15 protein-coding genes are annotated in these 19,942 nt (G+C 73.3%); 2 read left to right on the forward strand and 13 right to left on the reverse strand.

Annotated features, from left to right (window positions below; all coding sequences use genetic code 11):
• Positions 1–26: 26 nt before the first annotated feature.
• The 11 genes from AC6EH9_RS08490 to AC6EH9_RS08540 form a co-directional block, all read right to left on the reverse strand.
• A complete protein-coding gene (locus AC6EH9_RS08490) occupies positions 27–1,568 on the reverse strand; it encodes an HNH endonuclease signature motif containing protein (RefSeq protein WP_498422190.1) in 1,542 nt (513 codons plus the stop codon).
• A 435-nt stretch (positions 1,569–2,003) separates the two neighbouring features.
• Positions 2,004–2,540, reverse strand: coding sequence for a type 1 glutamine amidotransferase domain-containing protein (locus AC6EH9_RS08495; RefSeq protein ID WP_498422192.1), 537 nt, complete (start codon positions 2,538–2,540; stop codon positions 2,004–2,006).
• Positions 2,541–2,670: 130 nt separating this feature from the next.
• Positions 2,671–3,678 (reverse strand): uroporphyrinogen decarboxylase/cobalamine-independent methonine synthase family protein, encoded by a 1,008-nt coding sequence (locus tag AC6EH9_RS08500; protein ID WP_498422194.1) that lies wholly within the window; start codon positions 3,676–3,678, stop codon positions 2,671–2,673.
• Entirely contained in the window at positions 3,675–4,796 is a 1,122-nt protein-coding gene (gene mnmA, locus AC6EH9_RS08505; RefSeq protein WP_498422196.1) for a tRNA 2-thiouridine(34) synthase MnmA, read from the reverse strand. The genes AC6EH9_RS08500 and mnmA overlap by 4 nt, the downstream gene beginning before the upstream one ends.
• Positions 4,796–6,007 (reverse strand): cysteine desulfurase family protein, encoded by a 1,212-nt coding sequence (locus AC6EH9_RS08510; RefSeq protein WP_498422198.1) that lies wholly within the window; start codon positions 6,005–6,007, stop codon positions 4,796–4,798. The genes mnmA and AC6EH9_RS08510 overlap by 1 nt, the downstream gene beginning before the upstream one ends.
• A gap of 78 nt (positions 6,008–6,085) precedes the next feature.
• Entirely contained in the window at positions 6,086–7,207 is a 1,122-nt protein-coding gene (proB, locus tag AC6EH9_RS08515; protein WP_498422200.1) for a glutamate 5-kinase, read from the reverse strand.
• Positions 7,204–8,799 (reverse strand): GTPase ObgE, encoded by a 1,596-nt coding sequence (obgE, locus tag AC6EH9_RS08520; RefSeq protein ID WP_498422202.1) that lies wholly within the window; start codon positions 8,797–8,799, stop codon positions 7,204–7,206. The genes proB and obgE overlap by 4 nt, the downstream gene beginning before the upstream one ends.
• A gap of 94 nt (positions 8,800–8,893) precedes the next feature.
• A complete protein-coding gene (rpmA, locus tag AC6EH9_RS08525) occupies positions 8,894–9,148 on the reverse strand; it encodes a 50S ribosomal protein L27 (RefSeq protein WP_498422204.1) in 255 nt (84 codons plus the stop codon).
• A gap of 46 nt (positions 9,149–9,194) precedes the next feature.
• A complete protein-coding gene (gene rplU / locus AC6EH9_RS08530) occupies positions 9,195–9,503 on the reverse strand; it encodes a 50S ribosomal protein L21 (protein WP_498422206.1) in 309 nt (102 codons plus the stop codon).
• 237 nt (positions 9,504–9,740) lie between these two features.
• Positions 9,741–13,277, reverse strand: a complete 3,537-nt coding sequence (locus tag AC6EH9_RS08535; protein ID WP_498422207.1) for an Rne/Rng family ribonuclease — start codon at positions 13,275–13,277, stop codon at positions 9,741–9,743.
• A 331-nt stretch (positions 13,278–13,608) separates the two neighbouring features.
• A complete protein-coding gene (locus tag AC6EH9_RS08540; protein ID WP_498422209.1) occupies positions 13,609–14,331 on the reverse strand; it encodes a TIGR03936 family radical SAM-associated protein in 723 nt (240 codons plus the stop codon).
• Between the two features lie 45 nt (positions 14,332–14,376).
• On the opposite strand from AC6EH9_RS08540, the gene AC6EH9_RS08545 reads away from it, so the two are divergent.
• Positions 14,377–15,120, forward strand: coding sequence for an SDR family NAD(P)-dependent oxidoreductase (locus tag AC6EH9_RS08545; protein WP_498422211.1), 744 nt, complete (start codon positions 14,377–14,379; stop codon positions 15,118–15,120).
• A gap of 58 nt (positions 15,121–15,178) precedes the next feature.
• On the opposite strand, the gene AC6EH9_RS08550 is transcribed toward AC6EH9_RS08545, so the two are convergent.
• On the reverse strand, positions 15,179–16,363 hold the full coding sequence (locus AC6EH9_RS08550; RefSeq protein WP_498422213.1) for a winged helix DNA-binding domain-containing protein: 1,185 nt from the start codon (positions 16,361–16,363) through the stop codon (positions 15,179–15,181).
• 128 nt (positions 16,364–16,491) lie between these two features.
• Between AC6EH9_RS08550 and AC6EH9_RS08555 the strand changes: the two genes are divergently transcribed.
• Complete coding sequence (locus AC6EH9_RS08555) at positions 16,492–17,784, forward strand: MFS transporter (protein ID WP_498422215.1); 1,293 nt, start codon at positions 16,492–16,494, stop codon at positions 17,782–17,784.
• A gap of 79 nt (positions 17,785–17,863) precedes the next feature.
• Here AC6EH9_RS08555 and AC6EH9_RS08560 read toward each other — a convergent pair whose 3' ends face one another.
• A complete protein-coding gene (locus AC6EH9_RS08560) occupies positions 17,864–19,870 on the reverse strand; it encodes a TIGR03960 family B12-binding radical SAM protein (protein WP_498422278.1) in 2,007 nt (668 codons plus the stop codon).
• Positions 19,871–19,942: the final 72 nt, after the last annotated feature.

Consider the following 19,942-nt stretch of genomic DNA (forward strand, 5'->3'; position numbering starts at 1 on the left):
ATCGCGGGCACGCCGTGGGCGTCGGGCTATTCGCGGCGTGGTCGGTGGCGGGTCCACTCCGGTGGTGCCAGGTCGGCCGGGTCCGGGCAGACGGGGTCCCGGGCGTCGTGCTCCTGCACGCCGCGGTGCTGACCGTGGTGACCCGCCTTCCTGCGAGCCGGGGGTGGCTGGAACTCGGGCAACCCGTCGTGCGGGTTGAGCCGCACCTGCCACGGCGTGTGGTGCAGGGTGCGGTGGTGGTGCCCACAGACCAGGACGAGATTGTCCAGAGCGGTGGGACCGCCGTCGGCCCAGTGGACGAGGTGGTGGGCGTGGCACATCACCGGGGGCCTGGTGCAGGCCGGGAAGGCGCAGTGCCGGTCGCGGACGACCAGTGCCCGCCACAGTGCGGGGGTGACCAGGCGATGCGCGCGGCCCACGTCGAGCTGTTCGCTCGGTCCGCCGAGCGCGACCGGGATCAGGTCGGCGTCACAGGCCAGTCGGCGTGCGGTGGCCGCGGACAGGGTGAGGCCCTCGTCGGTGACTCCGAGGCCAGCGGCCAGGTCGTCGGGCAACGCGGTCCCGAGTAGCGACCAGTCGATGACGTCACCAGCGCCAGCACCAGCACCGGCGTTGGTGTTGGTGGTGGTGTGACCGTTCGTGGAGGCCCATCGGTCCAGGCACCGGGTCAGCGCCCCGTAGCCGAGTGTCACAGTCACCCGCGGTCGAGCGCCGTGCGACTCCGGTGCCTGGTCAGTGTCCAGGGCGTGCTGTGCGGTCTGGATCAACGCGTCCCACAACCGTGCACCATGATCACGCGGATCCAGCACCTCCCCGGCGCAGCCCTCGTCGGGGTCGTCGCTCAACGCGGGTTGGGGTTTGGTCAGCGGCAACAGCGCGGCCTTGAGGACTGCGGCGTCCTCCACCGACCCGCGGCCCTTGAGGCGGACCCCGCCGGCGCCGTCGTCGACCAGGGACAGGAACCGGTCCAGGTGCGCCGCCCGCTCGGCGCGGTCCAGCGCCTTCTCCAGATCCCGCTCGGTGCGTTCGGGGTCGACGACGTGGACCAGGTGCCGCGCGGCCTTGGTCAGCTCGGAAGCGTCCAGGCGCTCGGCCTCACCCAGCAACAGCGCCTCAGCCTCCGCCCGCAGACGCGGGTTGCGCGGCAGCTGCTCGACCGCGTCCACGATCACCCCCGCCTGCTCGGGCGAGACCCGGCCCGCGCGCAGCGCGGCCAACGTGGCCTGCCGGTCGGTGCACAACAGCCCCGCGTGGTCGACCGCCCGCTTGCCCTGCGCGCGGCGCAGCCCACCCACATGGGTGAACCAGTCCCCGGTCGAGGCCCAGGCCCGCTCGCTCTTGGCCGCGGCGCGGGCGTGGACCTCGGCCAGCAGCACGGCCTCGACCGCGGCCAGGTGCGCCCGCAGCCCCTCCAGCGCACCGACGCCGTCCAGCAGCTCCTCGGAGGTCCGGCTTGCCCACAGCACCGAGTCCAACCCCGCTAGGGCCTCCTCGGCGCGGGAGACCACCGCGACCGCGCCACCAGCGCCACCGTCACCGGTGCCGTCGGGGCCGAGTGTGATCTCCATGACACTCACTCAATCAGCGACCACCGACACTCCCGCCTCCGCTGGCCTGCACGGACACGCCTCTGTGGACAACAACCGAAAGTTTTACCTTTGTCTCCCCGCCACTGGCTGCCGAGAGCAGATCCGTCGCGGTCGCGGGACTCGGGCGGCCCCTCAGCGCAGGCGGCGGCGAGCAACCTCGAGCCGCTCTTCGTCCTCGAGGGCCGTCCCTCCTCAGCCGCTCGACCAACGCCGGCGCCGCCGTACAGACGTCACAGCCGATCGACTCCGCCCGCTCCGGCACCTCAAAGACTCGCGCCTCAGAGGACGCCCAGACATCAGGCCCGCATCCCTGCCCACGCCCCGCCGACAGGGGCGAGGGCCACCCCGGCACCCGGGATGGCCCTCGAAAACGTCCACAGCCTGCCCGCCTCACGGCAGGCCCGGCCGCAAAGCTCAGCCCAGCGCGTCCTCCAGCGCCTTGATGAACGCGGGCAGGTCGCCGGGGTTGCGGCTGGTGATGAGGTCGCCGTCCACCACCACCTCCTCATCCACCCAGGTGCCGCCGGCGTTGCGGATGTCGTCGGCGAGGCTGGGGAAGCTGGTCAGCCGCCGGCCCGAGGCCAGGCCGGCGGAGACCAGCAGCCAGGGACCGTGGCAGATGACCGCCAGGGGCTTGCCGGCCTCGTGCACCGCGCGGACGATCTGCTGGGCCCGTTCCTCGGTGCGCAGCCGGTCCGCGTTGACGGTTCCACCGGGGATCACCACGGCATCGACCGTGGCGGGGTCCAGCTCGTCGAGGGTGCCGTCGACGGGGACCGTGATCGTCTTGTCGGTGTCGTTGCGCATCGCCTGGATCGGGTCGGTGCCGGTGGAGTACACCTTGACCTCCGCCCCGGCCGAGGCCAGCTGGTCACGCGGCTCGGTGAGCTCGGGCTCCTCGAAGTAGTCGGTGGCGATGATCGCGATCCTCTTGCCGCTCAGGTCTGCCATGCCAGGCCTCCTTCGTGTGTCGGTTCTCGGACCGACGACCGGTACCCACTCCGCCCGGGCGCCCACACCCCCAGGCAACCGGGCGTGACCAGATCAACCCGGGAAACCGCCGGGCTCCGCTCAGCTCAACTCAGCTGGAGAGGTTGCGCGCCACCGTCTGCTGCAGCCGCATCGCCTGCCTGGCCCATGCCCAGGACGCTCCGGCCAGCCCGCAGGTCGCGGTGACCGCGACCCGGTCCCCGACCTCCGCCTGGTCCAGGCCGAGCATGTCGAGCCAGCGGAGCACCCGCTCGGTCGCCTGCGCGTCGTCGGGCGCCGAGGCCGGCTCGGTCGAGGCGACCACTCCGAACGCCACCGCGTCTCCCGCCTCCAGCGCCTCGGCGAGGACGTCGTGGTCGGCCGCGGACATCTGGTCGAGGTCGATGCTGAGCCCGCGGGCACCGGCGCCGCGGACCAGCGCGAGGTCGGTGCCGGACGCGCAGGTGTGCACCCACGGCTCCGCGCCCGCCTCGGTGATCGCGGCGAGCACCCAGCCCAGCTGTTCGGAGGCCTCGGGCCGGTCGATCGTGCGGTGCCGGCCGAATCCCGAGGCGGTCGGGATCCGCGCCGTCATCACGGCCGCGAGGGCCGGCTCGTCGACCTGGACGATGAGCCGCTCCACGCCCGGGACGCGGCGGCGCACGTCCGCCACGTGGGAGCGGACGCCCTCGGCCAGCGCCTGCGCGAGGTCGCGACGGGCGCCGTGGTCGGAGAGCACCTTGTCCCCGCGCGGCTTCTCCACCGACGCGGCGAGCGTCCAGGGTCCGGCGACCTGCACCTTGAACGCCCCGACGTGCCCCTGTGCCTGCTCCTCGAGCGCGTCCAGGTCCTGGGCCAGCAGGCTGCGGGCGCGGCGGTGGTCGACCCCGGAGGCGTCGGTGAGTCGCCAGCCCGCCGGCTGGAGGTCGGCGCCGAGGCCCGCGACCACCGCGAGGCCACGCCCGATCATCCCGGCGGTGATGCCGCGTCCGGGAAGCTCGGGCAGGTGCGGCAGGTCGGGCAACTCGCCGAGCACGGTCCGCACCGCCTCGCCGTACGCCGCGGCGTCGTCGCCGGGCATCGAGCCGACGCCGGTGGCGCGGACGGTGAAGGAGCTCATCTGAGGGCCTCGCTTCGAGAGGTGGCGCTGATGGTCGCGGAGCCGACGACGCGGGTGCCGTCGTAGACCACGGCAGCTTGGCCGGGAGCGATGCCGGTGGCCGGGTCGAGCAGCTCGATGTGGACCTCGTCGCCGTCGACGCGGACCACCGCGCGGTGCTCGTCGCCGTGCGCGCGGAGCTGGACGGTGCCGTGCAGCGGCTCGGTCGGCACCGAGCCGCACCAGCGTGGCCGGATGCCGCTGATCCGGTCGACGCTGAGCGCCTCGCGGGGCCCGACGCGCACGGTTCCGGAGACCGGCTCGATGTCGAGCACGAAACGCGGCTTGCCGTCGGGGGCCGGCCGGCCCAGGCGCAGTCCCTTGCGCTGGCCGATCGTGAACCCGTAGGTCCCGTCGTGGTGGCCCAGCACGTCGCCGCTTGCGGCGTCCACGATCTCCCCGGAGAGCCGGCGCGTCTGCTCGTCGCCGAGGCGCGCGGGCAGCTTCTCGCGCAGCCAGCCCGCGTTGTCCCCGTCCGCGACGAAGCAGATGTCGTGGCTGTCGGGCTTGTCGGCGACCAGCAGCCCGCGCTCGGCCGCCTCGGCGCGCACGTCGGTCTTGGTGGAGCCGCCGAGCGGGAACAGCGAGTGGGCCAGCTGCTCCTGGTCGAGCACCCCCAGCACGTAGGACTGGTCCTTGCCGTGGTCGACGGCGCGGTGCATCTCGATCAGCCCGTCCGCCCCGGTGCGCAGCTGCGCGTAGTGCCCGGTGGCGACCGCGTCGAAGCCCAGCGCGAGGGCCCGGTCGAGGACCGCGGCGAACTTGATCTTCTCGTTGCAGCGCAGGCACGGGTTGGGGGTGCGACCGGCGGCGTACTCGTCCATGAAGTCCTCCACGACGTCCTCGTGGAAGCGGTCGCTCATGTCCCAGACGTAGAACGGGATGCCGATCACGTCGGCGGCGCGCCGGGCGTCGTTGGAGTCCTCGATGGTGCAGCAGCCGCGCGCGCCGGTGCGGTAGGACTGCGGGTTGCGGGACAGGGCCAGGTGGATGCCGGTGACGTCGTGCCCCGCCTCCGCTGCGCGGGCCGCGGCCACCGCCGAGTCGACGCCCCCCGACATCGCGGCGAGGACGCGCATCAGCGCACCCTGCGGTTGGCGGCGCGGGCGCGCTCGACCACCGGGCCGATCGCCTCGACGAGCGCGTCCACGTCGGCGCGGGTGCTGGTGTGTCCCAGCGAGAAGCGCAGCGAGCTGCGGGCGTCCACGTCGTCGCAGCCCATCGCCAACAGCACGTGGGAGGCCTGGGGCACGCCGGCGGAGCACGCGGAGCCGGTCGAGCACTCGATGCCCCGGGCGTCGAGCAGCATCAGCAGCGAGTCGCCCTCGCAGTCGGGGAAGCGCAGGTGCGCGTTGCCGGGCAGGCGGCGTACCGGGTCCCCGTCGTAGATGACGTCGGGCACCACCGCGCGGACCCGCTCCACCAGCTCGTCGCGCAGCGCGCGGAGCCGGCTCGCGTGGTCGCTCTGGTGCTTGACGGCGTGCTCGACGGCGGCGGCGAACCCCACGATGGCCGGGGTGTCGATGGTGCCGCTGCGCACGTCGCGCTCCTGTCCCCCGCCGTGCAGCAGCGGGGTGAGCTCGAGCTCGCGGCGCACCACGAGGGCGCCCACGCCGAAGGGGCCGCCGACCTTGTGCCCGGTCAGGGTCAGCGCGTCGACGCCGGAGGTGGCGAAGTCCAGCGGCACGGCCCCGACGGCCTGGACGGCGTCGGTGTGCACCGGGATCCCGTGCGCCGCGGCGATCTCGACGACCTCGGAGATCGGTTGGAGGGTGCCCACCTCGTTGTTCGCCCACATCACGGTGATCAGCGCGACGGACTCGGGATCCTGCTCGACGCAGGCGCGCAGCGCGTCCACGTCGAGGCGACCCAGGGCGTCGACCGTCAGCAGCTCGACCTGGGCGCCCTCACGCTCCTGCAGCCAGTGCAGGGGGTCGAGCACGGCGTGGTGCTCGATCGTGCTCGACAGGATCCGGGTACGGCGCGGGTCGGCCGCGCGGCGGGCCCAGTAGAGCCCCTTGACGGCGAGGTTGTTCGCCTCGGTGCCCCCCGAGGTGAACACCACCTCGCCGGGACGGCACCCCAGGGCGCGCGCGACCCTCTCGCGCGACTCCTCCACCACGCGGCGCGCGCGGCGTCCCGAGGCGTGCAGGGAGCTGGGGTTGCCGGCGCCCAGGTGCGCGGTCATCGCCTCGATCGGCGCGGGCAGCATCGGGGTGGTGGCCGCGTGGTCGAGATAGACGGTGGGCGCGCTCTCGGGCAGCCCGGGCGCGGGCGGGGGGACGGTCATGGCACCCTCCAGCGTACGGCGCGCTCGGTGCCGGCCGCGAACCGACCACTGCCTGTGGCCGCCCCCGCTCCCGCAGGCTCAGCGCCCGCCGAGCAGGACGAGGTCGTCGCGGTGCACGACCTCCCGCTCGTAGCCCGCCCCCAGCTCGGCCTTGAGCGCCTGGCTGGTCTTGCCCAGCAGGGAAGGCAGCTCGTCGGAGTCGAAGTTGACCAGGCCACGCGCCACCGCCCGGTCCTCGGGGTCGACCAGGTCGACCGGGTCGCCGGCCACGAAGCGGCCGGTCACCCCGGTCACCCCGGCGGCCAGCAGGGACGCCCGCCGCTCCACCACCGCGCGTACCGCGCCCGCGTCGAGCTGCAGGGTGCCCTTCGGCTCGGTGGCGTGGCGCAGCCACAGCAGCCGGGTCGGGCGGCGCCGCCCGGTGGGGTGGAACAGGGTGCCGACACCGTCGCCGGCCAGCGCGGCGCCGGCCTGGTCGGCGGAGGTCAGCACCACCGGGATCCCCGCCCCGGTGGCGATCCGGGCCGCCTCGACCTTGGTGACCATGCCGCCGGTGCCGACCCCGGCCGACCCGGTGCTGCCGATCCGGACCCCGGCCAGGTCGTCGCCGGCGGCCACCTCCGGGATCAGCGAGGTGCCGGGCTCGGCCGGGTTGCCGTCGTAGAGGCCGTCCACATCGGAGAGCAGCACCAGCAGGTCCGCGTGCACCAGGTGGGCCACCAGCGCGGCGAGCCGGTCGTTGTCACCGAAGCGGATCTCCCCGGTGGCCACCGTGTCGTTCTCGTTGACGATCGGCAGCACACCGAGCTCTAGCAACCGGGCGAAGGTCCGGTAGGCGTTGCGGTAGCTCGAGCGGCGCACCACGTCGTCGACGGTGAGCAGGACCTGGCCGGTGGTGAGGTGGTGCCCGGCGAGGAACTTCGTGTAGTGGCTGACCAGCAGCCCCTGGCCCACCGAGGCCGCCGCCTGCTGGGTGGCGAGGTCGCGGGGGCGCTTGCGCAGGCCGAGCGGAGCCAGCCCGGCGGCGATCGCCCCCGAGGAGACGAGCACCACCTCGGTGCCGCGCCCCCGGGCCGCGGCCAGCACGTCGACCAGGTGCTCGAGGCGGGCGAGGTCGATCCCGCCGGCGGCGCTGGTCAGCGAGGAGGAGCCCACCTTGACGACCACACGCCCGGCCCCGGTGACCTGCGACCGCGTCACCGGCTCTGGTCCCGTGCGGCCCCGTTCCCGTCGTCGGTGCCACCGGCGGTGCCGGCGTCGGGGTCGGACTCGGCCCAGTCGGGGTCGTCGGCGCCGCCGATCTCGTACGACATCGGGCCCACGTCGGGGCGCGCCGCCTTGTCCAGGCGTCGGGCCACGTCGGCGCGGGTCTCGTTGTCCCCGCGCTCGGGCAGCAGCTCGTCGATGGCGCGCCGACGGCGAGCCGCCGGGCGCGACTCGTCGAAGCGCTGGTCCTCGCCACGGCGGCCCAGCATCTCCGCCCCGGCCTCGATGCCGGGCTTGAAGTCGAAGACCACCGAGTTGTCCGGGTCGCCGATGAGGACCGCGTCGCCCTCCACGGCACCGAGCTCGACCAGCTTGGTCTCCACCCCGATCCGGTTGAGTCGGTCGGCCAGGAAGCCGACGGCCTCGTCGTTGCTGAAGTCGGTCTGGCGCACCCAGCGCTCGGGCTTCTCCCCGGAGACCCGCCAGCCCTCGTTGGTCCGGCTGACCTGGAAGTCGCCCTTCTGGTCGGCTCCCCTGGGCCGGATCACGATCCGCGTGGTCTCCGAGACCGGCCGGGCCGCGCGCGCGGCCTTGACGATCTCGGCCATCGCGTAGGTGAGCTCCTTCATCCCCGCGCCGGAGGCGGCCGAGACCGGGTAGACCGAGAGTCCGCGCCCGCGCAGCTCGTCGACGACCATCTCGGCGATCTCGCGACCGTCGGGGACGTCGATCTTGTTCAGCGCCACCAGCCGCGGACGGTCCTCGAGGCCGCCGTAGCGGCTGAGCTCGTTCTCGATGATGTCGAGATCCTCGACCGGGTTGCGGCCGGGCTCCATCGTCGCGGTGTCCACGACGTGCACCAGCGCCGCGCAGCGCTCGATGTGGCGCAGGAAGTCGTGACCCAGGCCGCGGCCGTCGCTGGCTCCCTCGATCAGCCCGGGGACGTCGGCGACCGTGAAGGTGGTCTCGCCGGCGGTGACCACGCCGAGGTTGGGGACCAGCGTGGTGAACGGGTAGTCGGCGATCTTGGGCCGGGCCCGGGAGATGGCCGCGATCAGCGAGGACTTGCCGGCGCTGGGGAAGCCGACCAGCCCGATGTCGGCGACGACCTTGAGCTCGAGGACGACGTCGAGCTCGTCGCCGGGCTCGCCGAGGAGCGCGAAGCCGGGAGCCTTGCGCTTGGAGGAGGCGAGGGCCGCGTTGCCGAGTCCTCCGCGTCCGCCGGTGGCGATGACCATCTCGGTGCCGGCGCCGACGAGGTCGCCGAGCACCTCGCCCTGCTTGTCGCGCACCACGGTGCCGTCGGGGACCGGCAGCACGATGTCGGAGCCGTGGGCGCCGTTCTTGTGCGCACCGGCTCCGTGGCCGCCGTGCTCGGCGACCCGCTTGGGGCTGTGGTGGTAGTCGACCAGCGTGGTGACGTTGGGGTCGACGCGCAGGATCACCGAGCCGCCCGGCCCGCCGTTTCCGCCGTCGGGCCCGCCCAGCGGCTTGAACTTCTCGCGGTGCACGGAAGCGACTCCGTTGCCACCGCGACCGGCGCTGATGTGGAGCGTGACCCGGTCGACGAACGTCGGGACAGCCATGGGAACTCCTGGTGAGAAAGAAAAATGCCGAAAGGGCGTCCCCCGATTCTAGGGACGCCCTTCGGTGAGGTCTGTGACAGACAGAAGCGTCAGGTCACTCGCCCGGGACGATGTTGACGACGCGGCGACCGCGCTTGGTGCCGAACTCCACGTCACCGGCGAGCAGGGCGAACAGGGTGTCGTCCCCGCCGCGACCGACGCCACTGCCGGGGTGGAAGTGGGTGCCGCGCTGGCGCACGATGATCTCGCCGGCGTTGACGGACTGGCCGCCGTACCGCTTGACGCCCAGACGCTGGGAGTTGGAGTCCCGACCGTTCTTGGTCGAGGCTGCGCCCTTCTTGTGTGCCATGAGTTCAGTCCTTAGTCGATTGCAGAGCCCGGCCGCTGAGGCAAGCTCAGAGGGAGATGTCGGTGACCTTCACCTGGGTGTACTTCTGACGGTGACCCTGGCGCTTCTTGTAGCCGGTCTTGTTCTTGAACTTCTGGATGATGATCTTCGGGCCCTTGGTGGCGCCGAGAACCTCAACCGTGACCGAAGCCTTGTCGAGCTTGGCAGCGTCCGAGGTGATCGCCTCGCCGTCGACCACGAGCACGACCGGCAGCTTCACCGACTCGCCGACACCGGTCGTCACCTTGTCGATCTCGATGACGTCGCCGACGGCAACCTTCTGCTGGGTGGCGCCTGCGCGCACGATCGCGTACACCGCGGTCTCCTTCGTCGTCTTGCTGCATGTAAGTCCGGGTCTGGGGCTCCTCCACCGGCGCCCTGACGAGCGCTGGGCACGACCGTGAGGCCGAGCACCGGGTGGGGGTTCCACACAGAAGGGCACCCACGACCGATTCGCCGGGGTACGCCGAGGGTCAATACTACGGAAGCCGGGCCCTCACCGCAAAACGAACCCCACTGGGGAACGTCGTGCGCGGCGAGGGCCCGGCACTCGTCAACGCTCGGAGTCGCTCTCCCCCGCCGTGCCACCGCCGGCCGCGGCCGGGTTGACGGTACGGCGCGAGCGCGTGCGGGTGACGACCTTGGGCGCCGGGGGCGTCGCCAGCGGCGTCTCGGTGAACGAGGTGGGGTCGGCCTGCTCCTGGACCTTCACCGCGACGGGCGCGGTGCTGACCACCCGGGGCGCCCGGCGGGTGCGCACGACCCGCTTGGTGACCTGGGGAGCTCCGGCCGGGGCCCGCTCGGCGACCGGGGCCGCCTCGGGCTGGGCCGGCTCGGGCTGCTTCACCTCGGGCTGGGCCGGCTCCGGCTGGGCCACCTCGGGCTGCTTCGCCTCAGGCTGGGCCGGCTCGGCAGCGGGCGTCTCCGCCTGCTCCGCCTGCGCTGCCTGCTCCGCCCGGTTCGCGCCACCCCGGCTGCGGGAACGACGCGAGCGGGTAGGCCGCTCCTGACTCTCTGCCACAGCCTGCTCGACCACAGCCTGCTCGGCCGCAACCTGGTCCACCGCAGCCTGCTCGGTCGGAGCCTGGTCCGCCGCGCCGGCAGTAGCCGGCTCGTTGGCGGGGGCCTCTTCCTGGGCCGGCTGCGTCGCGCTCGTCTCGTCGACCGGGGCCCGCTCGGCGTTCTCGGGGCGAGCCACCGCCGCGATGTCCTTGGGGCTGGGCACGACCACGGGCCGGCTCGCACCCGAGCCTCCACCGCGGTTGTCACCACCGCGGCTGTCGCCGCCGCGGTTGTCGCCACCGGACTCGCCACGACCCTTGGTGCCACGACCGCGGCGAGCGCCGCGACGGCCGTCGTCCTCGGCGTCATGGGGCTCCACGGGGGCGTCGTGGATCACGACGCCGCGTCCCTGGCAGTGGTCGCAGTTCTCGCTGAAGGACTCGACCAGGCCGGTGCCGATGCGCTTGCGCGTCATCTGCACCAGACCCAGCGAGGTCACCTCGGCGACCTGGTGCTTGGTGCGGTCGCGCCCCAGGCACTCCACGAGCCGGCGCAGCACGAGGTCGCGGTTGGACTCGAGCACCATGTCGATGAAGTCGACGACGATGATGCCGCCGATGTCACGCAGCCGGAGCTGGCGCACGATCTCCTCGGCGGCCTCGAGGTTGTTCTTGGTGACGGTCTCCTCGAGGTTGCCGCCGGAGCCGGTGAACTTGCCGGTGTTGACGTCGACGACCGTCATCGCCTCGGTGCGGTCGATGACCAGCGAGCCGCCCGAGGGCAGCCAGACCTTGCGGTCGAGCCCCTTGGCGATCTGCTCCTCCACGCGGTAGGCCGCGAAGATGTCCGGCCCGTCCGCGGTGTCGTAGCGCTCGAGACGCTCGACGAGGTCGGGGGCCACGTGGCTGACGTAGTTCTGCACCGTGTCCCAGGCGTCGTCGCCCTGGATGACCAGCTTCGAGAAGTCCTCGGTGAACAGGTCGCGCACGACCTTGAGGGTCAGGTCGGGCTCGCCGTACAGCATCTGCGGGGCGTTGCCCTTGGCCTTGCCCGCGATGTCCTCCCAGCGTGCCGCCAGTCGCTCGACGTCGCGGGTCAGCTCCTCCTCGCTGGCACCCTCGGCGGCCGTGCGCACGATCACGCCGGCGCCCTCGGGGACGATCTCCTTGAGCAGCGCCTTGAGGCGGCTGCGCTCGGTGTCGGGCAGCTTGCGGGAGATGCCGCTGGTGGTGCCGTCGGGCACGTAGACCAGGAAGCGTCCGGCCAGGCTGATCTGGCTGGTGAGACGGGCACCCTTGTGACCGATGGGGTCCTTGGTGACCTGCACCAGGATCGGCTGGCCCGAGGAGAGCACGGACTCGATCTTGCGCGGATGGCCGTCGCGGTGGCCCAGCGCCGACCAGTTCACCTCACCGGCGTACAGCACGGCGTTGCGGCCCTTGCCGATGTCGACGAACGCCGCCTCCATCGAGGGCAGCACGTTCTGGACCCGGCCGAGGTACACGTTGCCGATCAGCGACGTCTGCGACTCACGGGCGACGTAGTGCTCGACGAGGACCTTGTCCTCCAGGACGCCGATCTGCGTGAGGTCGCCGCGCTGGCGGATGACCATCACTCGTTCGACGGCCTCGCGGCGGGCCAGGAACTCGGCCTCGCTGACGATCGGCGCGCGGCGGCGGCCGGCCTCGCGACCGTCACGACGACGCTGCTTCTTGGCCTCGAGCCGGGTCGATCCGGAGATCGAGGTGATCTCGTCCTCGGCCGAGCGGGGCTTGCGGACGCGGGTGACGGTGTTCTCCGACTCCTCGCCCTCGCTGCCGGAGTCGTCGCCTGCGCGGCGACGGCGGCGACGGCGACGCGAGGTGCCCTCACCGGACTCCTGCTGGTCCTCGGCGTCGTTGCCGCCGCGCGCGGGCTCGGCGGGGGTGGTGTCGGCCTCGCCGTCCTGCTCGCCCGCCTCCTGCTCGCCGCTCGCGGAGTCGTCCCCGGACTTGCGGCGACGTCGGCCGCCGCGGCGACGGCGACGGCGGTTGCCGCCACCGGTCTCGTCGTCGTCCTCGCTCTCGCCCTGGTCCTGGCTCTGGGCGCTGTCGTCGTCCTGGTCGCTCTCGTCGCCCTGGCGGCTCTCGGCGCCCTGGCGGCTCGCAGCACTCTGGCGGCCGCGGCGCGCCGCGGGCTGGGCCTCGGGGGCGACCTCGGTCGCCTGGCCCTCGGCCTCCGCGCTCGGTGCGGCGTCGGCGTCGGTGGCCGTCTCCACCTCGGCGGCGGGCCGGCGGCGCGAGCGCTTGCGGGGCGCGGGCCTCTCGGCCGCGTCCTCGCTCGGCGCGTCACCGGCAACGTCGCTCGGCTGGTCGGCGCGGGTCTCGGCGGCCGGCTCGGCGACGGCGGAGTCCGCGGCGGCGGGCTCCTCGACGGGCGCGGCGACCTTCTTGGCGGCCGTCTTGCGGGGGCGGCGTACCGCCTTGGTCGGGTCCGGCGCCTGGAAGAGCACGGCCGTCTGCGGCGCTGCGGCGGGGACGGTGTCCTCCGCCTCGATCGGCTGGGCCTCGGCCGCACGGGCGTCGGCGAGCTCCGCGGCGACGCGGGCCGCGGCCTCCTCCTCGGTCTCCTCGGGGGCCTGGGCCGCGGGCTCCGCCAGCGGCTGGGCCTCGAGCACCGGGGACACCTCCAGCGGAAGCTCCTCGGCGGATGCGGCCGCCTTCTTGCGCGTGGTGGTGCGCTTGGCGGCGGCCTTCTTCGCCGGCGCGGCGGTCTTGGCGGCCGCCGTCTTCTTGGCCGCGGCCCGCTTGCGCGGGGCGGCCTTCTCCTCGACCGGGGCTGCCTCCGCGGGCGTGGCCGGCTCCGCGTCCGCAACGACCGGCGCCTCGGTGCTCACCGAGGCGTCCGGCACGGGGTCCGGGGCGGCGACCTTCTTCGTCGCCCGCCGGGTGGGGGTCTTGACCGGGGCCTTGCCGGCGGCCGCCTTGGTGGCGGTGCTCTTGCGGGCCGCTCGCTTGCGCGGCGGCGGTGCCGCGTCCTCACCTCCCGTCGCGCCGGAGGCGTCCGGGGCCGGGTTGTTCAGCTCTTCTGTCTGGTTCTCGTCGAGCATGTGCGCTCCTCTGCCCGGCTGCGCGGTGCGCGCCGAGCATGTCCGACGCCGCGGCCCGGATGCTCAGGACCGACGACGCAAAGCCTGCGTGTGGCGGCGACTCCCTCCGCGGGATGCGTCAACGGGTGCGCGCCGATCACCTGCCGCGGTCGTCGGGCCCGGGGCGTCTCTGTCACAGACTGTCCGGCCGCGTCGCGGTCTGGTGACGACCTTCATCCGTCGTGCCGACCCGGTGTCCCGGACCGGCGAGAACGTCGTCGGGTCGAAGGAAGCGGCGGGTGGGCCACATCTACGACCGTGGCGAGTATCGCACACGCCGCCCGGGATCTCGTCATGTCGAGGAGACCAGCGGGTCGCCCACGCTGCCCGCCTCCGCGTCCAGGGGTCCCTGGGCGGTGCGCGTCAGCAGCGGGGCGGAACCGGTCTGCAGATCGGTGACCTGGCGCAGCCCGGTCAGTACGTCGTCGGGTCGTACCGCGGGCACGGCGTGGCGCACGACGAGGTCGAGCCTGCTCCCCCGCCCGCTCGGCGCCGGCTCCACGGTGAGGGCGACCACCGCCGCGCGGCAGTCGAAGGCGCGCACGCCCTTCTTGGTCATCCGCTCCACGGTCACGCTCTCGGTGGCCAGGAACGTCTCCACTGCGCGCCGGGCATCGTTCTGCTCGGCCTCGATGTCGATCGCCCACCGGCTCGCCTCGAGCAGGTCCGAGAGCGATCCGCCCGGGGAGACCACGACCTCGAGCACGTCGAGCCCGGCCGGGAGGGCCTCGTCGAGCGCCCCGTGCACGGCGGCCGGGTCGACGATCTCGGCCAGGGCGATCTCGAGGAACTCCGCCTCGCTGGCCGAACCGGTCGGCGCCGCACCGGCGTAGGAGATCCGAGGGTGCGGGTTGAAGCCGGACGAGTACGCCATCGGGATCCGGGCCCGGAACACCGCCCGCTCGAAGGCACGGCTGAAGTCACGGTGGCTGGTGAAGCGCAGCCGTCCGCGCTTCGCGTACCGGATCCGGAGACGCTGGACGGGAGGGGCCTGCTGCTCTGGCTGGTCGCGCACCCCGACAGCCTATGCTCCATGCTTCCCGCCACCTCGAGGAGCATCATGAGCAGCAGCCGCCCTGTCGCCGTCGTCACGGGAGCCAGCAGCGGCATCGGTGCCGCCACCGCCGTCGCACTGTCCGGCGCCGGGTACGACGTCGTGGTCGGCGCCCGGCGTGCCGAGCGGCTGGCCGAGGTCGCCGAGTCCTGCGGCGCGACGGCGTACCCGCTGGACGTGACCGACGACGCCTCGGTGACCGAGTTCGTCGCCCGCCTCGAGCGCTGCGACGTGCTGGTCAACAACGCCGGCGGCGCGCTGGGCGCCGACCCGGTGGCGCAGGCCGACGTCGAGGGCTGGCGCTGGATGTACGAGACCAACGTGCTGGGCACCCTGCGGATGACCAAGGCGCTGCTCCCGATGCTGATCGCCTCCGGCGACGGCCAGGTCATCAACATCGGCTCGGTCGCGGCGCGCGAGCCCTACCGCGGCGGCGCCGGCTACAACGCCGCCAAGCACGGGGTCGCGGCGCTCACCCGGGTGCTGCGCATCGAGCTGCTCGGCGAGCCGGTCCGGGTCTGCGAGATCGATCCGGGCATGGTGGAGACCGAGTTCAGCCTGGTCCGCTTCGAGGGCGACCGGGAGAAGGCGGACGCCGTCTACGCCGGAGTCACGCCGCTCACCGCCGAGGACGTCGCCGAGACCGTGCGGTGGGTCGCCACCCGGCCGCCGCACGTGAACATCGACCAGATCCTGATGCTGGCCCGCGACCAGTCCAGCGCCCAGGTCGTGCACCGGGCGACGAGCTGACCCGCTGGCCCCCGAGCACCTGATCCCCCAGCGCCTGAACCCCCAGCGCCTGGCCGGCTCAGAGCTGCGCCCGGGCCTGCTTCATCAGCGGTGAGGGGTAGACCGTCCCGACCCTGACCCCGGCGAGCCAGGCGGTGAGCCGCTCGGCCTCGGTCTCGAGCGCGCGGCGCGCCCCGGCGGCCAGCGGCTCGGCCGGGACCACCCGGACGACGCCCTCGGCGTCCTGCAGCCAGCAGCCCACGGCTCGGCCGTTCCACCAGGCGGTGGTGCCGGCGTTGCCGTTGCGGTCGAAGAGCAGGGCCCCGTGCTCGCCCAGCAGGAAGTCCCGCGCCTGCCAGCCCATCACCGTCGGGTCCAGCACCGGCAGCAGCGCCGCCCAGGGCTCGTCGTAGGAGACGGGGTCGAGGTCGTCGGGCAGCACCCAGCCGACTGCGCCGCCGTCGAGGGAGACCTCGACCGCGCCGACGTCGGCCAGCGCCGCGGTCACCGTGGCGCCGGTGGATCCCAGCCACCAGCGCAGGTCCGCGGCGGTGCCGGGGCCGAAGGTGCGCAGCCAGCGGCGCACCAGCTCGGCGTACCCCTCGCGGCTGCCGCACGGTTCGGGGCTCTCCCCGAGCCAGTGCCGCATCGCCGCGTAGCGCGGGCGTGACCCGCGCCAGTGGGTGGCGTTGTGGCCGCGCACCACCCGCGCCTGCGCGCCGAGCACGGTGAGCACTCGCGGCGCCACCGGGAACGACCCGCCGTAGCTCTTCTCGGGCGTCGCCACGAACCGGCCCTCGAGCTCGGGCAGCTGCTCGCGCAGCTCCTGGGCGGTGAGCTCGTCGCCGCCGGCGAGGCGCTCCTCGACGGCGGCGCAGGCGGTGTCCAGCCAGCGCGCCCCGTCGCCTGCGATCCCGGAGGCCTCGACGTCCTTGGCGAGCCGGGTCCGCTGGGTGGTGGCGACCCGCGCCGAGGCGCTCCCCCACGCCGCCGGCAGCAGGTCGCGGGGGAAGACGAACAGCGTGCGGCGCATCGCGAGCTGCTTGACCAGCGTGCGCTGGTCGTACAGCGCGGCGTCGACGTCGGCGAGGGACGGCGCGTCCATCCGGGCGGCCAGCGACAGGTGTACGGTGGCCGGCTCGGTGGCGTGCAGGACCGTCATCGCCCGGGTCGCGGCCACGGCGTCGGGCAAGCGCGTGTGCTGCGTCAGCCCGTGCCGTACGGCGACGCGGGCCCGGCGCTCGTCGTCGGTGATGTGCCGCATCCCTGTCCTGCCTGTCCTGGCTGCCTGTCCTCTGCCTGTCCTGCCCGGCTCGCCGGGCCCGGCCGGCGACTCCCACGCAGCGGGCGCCCCGGCCGCGGGCGTCACAGTACGCCTGAGAGCATCGCCGGGTGTCCGAACCACAGCCCGCAGCTCAGCCTGAGCGCCGTCCCGCAGGTGGCAGTCCCGCGCCGTCCTCCCCCGGCGACCCCGGCGACCCCGGCGCGCCCACGAGCGCGGGTGCCGGGGCGGCGGGGGTCGCCCCCTGGCTGATGCTCGCCGGGCTGATCCTGCTGGCGTTCAACCTGCGTCCGGCCGCGGTCAGCGTGGGGCCGGTGCTGGCCGAGGTCACCGACGGCGTCGGGATGTCGCACACCACCGCCGGCCTGCTCACCTCGCTGCCGGTCGTCGCGTTCGCGGCGTTCGGGGCGGTGGCGCCCGCCCTGGCCCGGGCGATCGGCGTGCACCGGGTCACGCTGCTCAGCCTGCTCGCGGTCGTGCTGGGTCTGGGCGGTCGCGCGGCGGTCTCCTCCACGCCGCCCTTCCTGGCGCTGTCCGCGCTGGCGCTGGCCGGGATGGCGACCGCCAACGTGCTGCTGCCCTCGCTGGTGAAGCTGCACTTCCCCGACCGGGTCGGCCGGGTCACCGCGCTCTACACGACCGCGATGGCCGTCGGCATCACCAGCGCGCTGATGCTCACCGTGCCGATCGCCGAGGCGGGCGGCGGCTGGCGGGCCGGCATCGGCGCGTGGGCGCTGCTGGCACTGGTCGCCGCGCTCCCCTGGGTCCGACTGTTCGCCCACGACCGCCACCTCGAGCCCGGTGGGCGCGGGGTGCGGCTCGGGGAGGTCGCGCGGACCAGGCTGGGCTGGGCGATGGCGGTGTTCTTCGGGCTGCAGTCGATCCACGCCTACGCGGTCTTCGGCTGGTTCGCCCAGCTGTGGCGTGACAGCGGCTGGTCGGCGACCGCCGCCGGGCTGATCCTCGGCATCGTGGCCGCGGTGAGCATCCCGCTCTCCCTGTGGCTGCCGGCCGCCGCCGCCCGGCGTACGGACCAGCGCGGGATCCTGCTGGCGGTGATGTCGTGCTACCCCGTCGGCTACCTCGGCCTGATCCTCGCGCCGTACCGGCTCGCGCCGCTGTGGGCACTGCTGATCGGCATCGGCGCCTGCACGTTCCCGCTGGTGCTCACCATGATCGGGCTGCGCTCGCGCACCCCCTCGGGGACCGCCGCCCTCTCCGGCTTCACCCAGTCGGCGGGCTACCTGATCGCCGCCGCCGGGCCGTTCATCGTCGGCGCGCTCTACGACGCCACCGACGGCTGGACCTGGCCGATCAGCTTCCTGCTGGCCCTGGTCATCCCCCAACTGGCGGTCGGCCTCTACTGCGCCCGCCCCGCCCACATAGAAGACCAGCTGCCCTGACCGCCGAGTCGGCGCAACCTCGCGCCCGTACGACGCCCAGTCGGCGCAACCTCGCGCGGTCGCACCGACTCGGCGGGGCTCAGACGACGCTGAGCGGGAGGAGCTGGCGACCGGTGGGCCCGATCTGGATGTCGGTGTCCATCGAAGGGCAGACCCCGCAGTCGTAGCACGGCGTCCAGCGGCAGTCCTCGACCTCGGGGATCTCGGCGTTCGGGTCACCGGCCTGGACGGCGTCCTCCCAGTCGGCCCACAGCCAGTCCTTGTCGAGACCGGAGTCGAGGTGGTCCCAGGGCAGCACCTCGTCGTAGCCGCGCTCGCGGGTGGTGTACCAGTCGAGGTCGACGCCGGTGCCGGCCAGCGCCCGCTCCGCGGAGGCCACCCAGCGGTCGTAGGAGAAGTGCTCGCTCCAGCCGTCGAAGCGGCCACCGTCGCGCCACACCTCCTCGATGATCCGCCCGACCCGGCGGTCACCGCGCGAGAGCAGGCCCTCGATGGTGCCGGGCTTGCCGTCGTGGTAGCGGAAGCCGATGGCGCGGGCGAACTTCTTGTCCGCGCGGATCACGTCGCGCAGCTTCTTCAGCCGGGCGTCGGTGGTCTCGTGGTCGAGCTGGCCGGCCCACTGGAACGGCGTGTGCGCCTTGGGCACGAAGCCGCCGATGGACACGGTGCAGCGGATGTCGTTGGTGCCCGCGACCTCGCGTCCCTTCGCGATGACCTTGCGTGCCAGGTCGGCGATCTCGAGCACGTCCTCGTCGGTCTCGGTGGGCAGCCCGCACATGAAGTAGAGCTTCACCTGCCGCCAGCCGTGCGAGTACGCCGCGGCGACGGTGTTGATCAGGTCCTGCTCGGTGACCATCTTGTTGATCACCCGGCGCATCCGCTCGGAGCCGCCCTCGGGCGCGAACGTCAGCCCGGAGCGACGGCCGTTGCGGGAGAACTCGTTGGCGAGGTTGATGTTGAAGGCGTCGACGCGGGTGCTGGGCAGGCTCAGCGAGACGTTGGAGTCCTCGTAGCGATCGGCCAGGCCCTTGGCGACCTCGGCGATCTCGGTGTGGTCGGCGCTGGACAGCGACAGCAGGCCGACCTCGTCGAAGCCGGACTTGCGGACGCCGTTCTCCACCATGGCGCCGATGGTCTCGATGGAGCGCTCGCGCACCGGGCGGGTGATCATCCCGGCCTGGCAGAAGCGGCAGCCGCGCGTGCAGCCGCGGAAGATCTCCACGCTGAACCGCTCGTGCACCGTCTCGGCCAGCGGCACCAGCGGCTTGGCCGGGTAGGGCCAGGCGTCGAGGTCCATCAGCGTGTGCTTGCGGACCCGGGCGGGCACGCCGGGCAGGCGGGGCACCACGGCAGCGATCTCCGCGTCGGGGGTGTAGGTGACGTCGTAGAACTTCGGGACGTAGACCCCACCGCTGACCGCGAGCCGGCGCAGCAGCTCGTCGCGACCCGACAGGCCGAGCTCGGCGTTGCCGGGGCGACCCTGCGCCTTCCACTCCCGGACCACCTCGGAGATGGCCAGCACGATCTCCTCGCCGTCGCCGAGCACCGCGGCATCGATGAAGTCGGAGATCGGCTCGGGGTTGAACGCCGCGTGGCCGCCCGCGATCACGACGGGGTCGTCGTCGGTGCGGTCGACGGCGTGCAGCGCCATCCCGGCGAGGTCGAGGGCGTTGAGCAGGTTGGTGTAGCCCAGCTCGGTGGAGAAGCTGACGCCGAACAGGTCGAAGGCGCGCACCGAGCGGTGCGAGTCGACGGTGAACTGCGGGATGGGCCCGAGCTCGTCGCCCTCTCGCATCACCTTCTCCATGTCCGCCCACACCGAGTAGGTGCGCTCGGCCACGATCCAGTCGCGCTCGTTGAGCACCTCGTAGAGGATCTGCACACCCTGGTTGGGCAGGCCGACCTCGTATGCGTCGGGGTACATCAGGGCCCACCGCACGGTCGGCCCCTCCGGCGCGCAGTCCCACTCCTTGACGGTCGAGTTCAGCTCACCGCCGACGTACTGGATCGGCTTCTGCACCGACGGGAGCTTCGGCTCCAGCCGGGGGAAGACGGACTCGGGGCTTCGCTGGTCGAGACCAGGCACGGACACGTCGGAACCTCATGGGATCGCGGGCGGGGGGTCAGCCTCCAAGGGTACGTCGCCCTCGGCCACACG

The sequence above is a fragment of the Nocardioides sp. Z21_20 genome, assembly GCF_059766585.1.